Annotated in this window: 2 protein-coding genes; both read left to right on the forward strand. The window is 33.2% G+C overall.

The features are described 5' to 3' along the window. The coding region (locus V7183_RS22925; RefSeq protein ID WP_335360951.1) for a methyl-accepting chemotaxis protein at positions 1-1,650 on the forward strand (1,650 nt) is incomplete at its 5' end. Positions 1,651-1,829: 179 nt separating this feature from the next. Then, positions 1,830-2,825 (forward strand): S66 family peptidase, encoded by a 996-nt coding sequence (locus V7183_RS22930; RefSeq protein WP_335360952.1) that lies wholly within the window; start codon positions 1,830-1,832, stop codon positions 2,823-2,825. The last annotated feature ends 167 nt before the right edge of the window (positions 2,826-2,992 follow it).

A 2,992-nucleotide genomic window follows, 5' to 3' on the forward strand; every position in this document is an offset into this window, starting at 1 on the left:
TGTATTCTCTTATCCATTATAGGAGTTATCTCTTTAAAGAAAACGGGCGAAGCTTCTGCAACTATGTATGACGAAAGGTTACTTCCAATTTTTTGGATAGAATCTTTAGAATCTAATTTCTACGACCGCAATTGTAATTTCATGGAACTTATGATTACAACGGATGAAAAAAGAACTAAAGAATTAACAAATAATATAGCTCAAATGCAAAAAGAAAACGATGAGTTATTAAAAAAATTCGAGTCTAAAATCCACTCACAAGAAGAAAGAGAATTATATGAGAATTTCCACAAAAACTTTCAAGAATACAGAACTCAACAGCAAGAAGCACAAAATTTAGCAGTAGACAATAAAAATGAAGAAGCTTATGCTTATTATTTAAAAAACACTGAGCCCGCTATGCAAAATGCAATTAATTCTATTCACGAACTTGTGAAATATAATAGTGATCACGCAGAACAATTACAAAAAAACAATACGAGCACTGCACATACTACAATACTGATGTTTATTATTATTTCCGTTATTGCGGCTGTAATTATTACATGTATTGGATATATCACTAAAATAGCGATTAAGCGTCCGATTGATTTATTAGAGCATGATATAAAACAAGTAGCAGATGGAAATTTAGTAATACGCACTTCCTATCGAGCAAATGACGAATTAGGAGCTATTGTTACCTCTTTTAATAACATGTTAGATAATTTACAACAATTAATTGAAAAAATCCAAGTAACGACAGAAGAAGTTACTTCCTCTACCGACAATATGTTGCAGAATACAAAACATGCATCTAAAATATCTCAAGAAGCCGTTCTAACCATTAATGAAGTAAACAAACAAATAGAAGGACAAGTTACTAATATTCAGGAAAGCTCAACAGCAATGAGTGACCTAACAAATGGTGTTCAAACGGTAGCCGAATCAGCATCAACTGTTGCTGAAGTATCTGTTGCTACAACAGATCGTGTAAATAACGGAAGTAAAGTAATCAAACAATCTATTACGCAAATGAATAATGTGCATACAGTTGTCGAAGAAACTTCTACAGTGATAGAACGTCTTATTACGCGTACACAACATATCGATAAAGCTTTAGACGCGATTACGAATATTGCGGAACAAACAAACTTGCTTGCTTTAAATGCTGCAATCGAAGCTGCACGTGCAGGAGAAAATGGAAAAGGATTTGCAGTTGTTGCGGCTGAAGTGAGAGATTTAGCTGAACAATCCAAGCAATCCGCAAATGAAATTAATAATTTAATTAAAGCAATCCAACAAGATACAAAAGATACGGTTCAAATCATGAGAAAAGGACACGAAGAAGCTACACAAGGAAGAGATGCTGCTAATGAAGCAGACGAAGCCTTTTCAACAATCATGAAAGACATTCATAAAATAACACGCCAAATCCAAGAAGTATCAGCTACAACAGAAGAAATGTCTGCTGGAACTGAAGAAATTAACGCTTCCCTATCAGCAGTATCAGAAACTTCTACAAAAGTAGCGAAAGATACAAATCAAACCGTACAAGCCATTCAAACACAAGCGTCATCCATTACAGAAATAACAAATCAATCCATGCAAATAAGGAAGAAAATCGAAGAATTAGAAGGATTAATTTCGCAATTTAAAATTAAAGAATAAAAATTATTTATGAATATACTAAAAAGTAAAAGACAATTCATTCACGATTGTCTTTTACTTTTTATCATTTTGGGTTGATGGAATTACATCTTTTGACTTAATTTGAGATTTATATCTGAACCGTCTAAACTATTACTGGACTATATGAAATAAATATCACACGTAATACATATATAGGAGTGAAAAAAGTGTTCCAGTTAAACAAAGGAGATAAAATAGGAGTTTTTTCACCATCATTGCCTGGTACATATACATCACCTACTAGATTCGAACGTTCCAAACAGTTTATGGAAAGTAAAGGGTTTATTATAGTTGATGGAAGTCTTACTGGAAAGTATGATGGTTATCGATCTGGGAGTATAAAAAATCGTGTTCAAGAGTTGAACCAATTCATTCGGAATCCAGAAATTAAGTGTATTATGTCGTCTGTTGGAGGAAGCAATTCGAATTCTTTACTTCCTTATTTAGATTACGAAGAAATAAAAAAACATCCAAAAATTTTTGTTGGATATTCTGATGTTACCGCAATCTTATTAGGCATTTATGCTAAAACGGGTATGACAACATTTTATGGCCCGTCCTTAATTTCATCATTAGGAGAATTTCCTCCATATGTAAATGATACATTTTCATCATTTGAAGATATGCTCATAAAAAATGAAGCACTTCCGTATGAATATCCTATATATCCTTTTTGGACAGATGAACAATTAAATTGGCAGACACAAAATCGTCCCAAAGCAAGTTATCCGAATGAATGGGTTTGTGTAAAGGAAGGCGTAGCAACAGGGCGACTAATAGCTGGAAATTTGATGACAATGTTAAGTATATGGGGAAGTCCTTATATGCCTGTTATTCATAAGGGAGATATTTTAATGATTGAAGACTGTAAAAAAACAGCAGCGATCGTTGAAAAGCATTTTAGTTTCTTAAAAATAAACGGTATATTCGAAAAAGTTGGCGGTGTAATTCTAGGAAAGCATGAACAATTTGACGATCAAGGAACAGGCTTAACGCCATATGATATTTTGCTTGAAGTAATCGGAGACACGAATATCCCAATCTTAGCGGATTTTGATTGCTGTCATACACATCCTATTGTCACAATGCCAATTGGAGCAACTATTGAATTAAATGCAACGCAGAAGACGGTTCGGATTTTGGAGTTTTATTGAACTGCCCCACCTTCACTTCGTTTAGAAGAAGGGGTCTTCTCGGTTAAAATGATAAATTAACATTATTTCACTTATTTGAAGTTTAAAAAGCTAGCAACCTGCTAGCTTTTTAAGTATTTTCGCTATAAAAAATCCACATAATTTTTAGCTTCTATATAAATCCATTT

It is taken from the genome of Bacillus sp. JJ1127 (genome assembly GCF_036965845.1).
In the GTDB taxonomy this organism is placed as follows: domain Bacteria; phylum Bacillota; class Bacilli; order Bacillales; family Bacillaceae_G; genus Bacillus_A.